This window comes from Glycomyces xiaoerkulensis, from assembly GCF_002798405.1.
Taxonomy (GTDB): domain Bacteria; phylum Actinomycetota; class Actinomycetes; order Mycobacteriales; family Micromonosporaceae; genus Glycomyces; species Glycomyces xiaoerkulensis.
The window spans coordinates 1-1,393 of the sequence record NZ_PGGV01000036.1; the positions used below are offsets into that span (position 1 = coordinate 1).

Annotated in this window: 2 protein-coding genes; both read right to left on the reverse strand. The window is 66.5% G+C overall.

The window, feature by feature from the left end:
• A partial coding sequence (locus CUT39_RS16480; protein ID WP_198587103.1) for an ABC transporter substrate-binding protein occupies positions 1-905 on the reverse strand: 905 nt, incomplete at its 3' end.
• Positions 906-1,213: 308 nt separating this feature from the next.
• A partial coding sequence (locus CUT39_RS16485; protein WP_198587213.1) for an RICIN domain-containing protein occupies positions 1,214-1,393 on the reverse strand: 180 nt, incomplete at its 5' end.

The window sequence follows — 1,393 nt, forward strand, 5'->3', positions numbered from 1 at the left end:
TCGACCTGGACGACCACGTCCATCAACTGGTCGCCGAAGACCGGGTTGCACTCCACGATGTAGTTGACCTTGCCGTCCACGCCGGCCTCGAACCCGGCCTTGGAACCGTCGACGATGATGATCTGCACATCGGTGCCCGGCTCGAACCCGGCCTCCTCGATCGCCTGGATCGCGCCCAGCCCCATCTCGTCGTTGTGGGCGTACAGCAGGTCGACCTCCTCCAGCCCGTGGGTGGAGATGAAGGTCTCCATCACCGACTTGCCGCCCTCGGCGGTGAAGTCGCCCGACTGCGAATCGACCAGCTCATAGTCCAGCCCCTCGCCGTCCAGGACCTCGTAGAAGCCGGTCTTGCGGTCGTTGGCCGGGGCCGACCCCACCGTGCCCTCCAGCTCCAGGATGCGGGTGGTCTCCCCGCCGCCGAAGGTCTCGACCGTCCAGGACCCGGCCTTGCGGCCCTCCTCGACGAAGTCCGACCCCAGCCGGGTGACGTACAGGTCCTCATCGGCCGCCTCGATGCCGCGGTCGGCCAGGACCACCGGGATCCCGGCGGTCTCGGCCTCGCCGAGCACGTCGGTCCAGCCGGTCTCCACCACCGGGGCCAGGACGATCACATCGACCTGCTGGGTGATGAAGTTGCGGATCGCCTCGATCTGCTTTTCCTGCTCCTGCTGGGCGTCGACGAACTTCAGCTCGTCGATCCGGTCGTCGGCCTCGGCGGCCGCCTGCACCGAGTCGGAGTTGGCCGTCCGCCACGCCGACTCGGCGCCCACCTGAGCGAACCCGACGACCAGGCCCTCGCCCGAGTCGCCGCCCGAGCCGTCCCCGTCGTCGGCCCCGCACGCGGCCGAGCCGAACAAGAGCGCGCCGGCCCCCAGGCCGACAATAGCTTTCCTGAGCATGATCATTGCCCTTCATGCTGGTGAGATTTGAGGAGTTCAATCCATCCCAGAGGATGTTATCGCTCAAATCCTTACTCATGTTATCGATCACGTCAAGCCTCTTCAGGGACGGGCTCATAACGATCATGCAACGGGCGGCAACCCCGAGCAGGTGAAACCCGGCGTCGACCGGACGATCCGGCTTGAATCCGGCGAGGGCCCTCCCGCCCGGAATGGCAGAGCATTGCTGCACCACGGGTGGAAGGGCCCTCGATCGGCGACGCGGACTCGCCTCGGTCATCGAAACGTTCGCGCCCACCGGTGCGGAACGATCGTCAGCCGATGGTCCAGTCTTGGACTTCGGAGCCGTTGCAGGTCCATTGGCGGACTTCGGCGCCGTCCTCGGTGCCCCATTCGAAGTCGTCCAGGCACAGGCCGGAGTAGCGGTTGACGATGTTGGAGTAGCCGCCGCCGGCGTCGACGATCTCCCACTGCTGGACCTCGTTGCCGTTGCA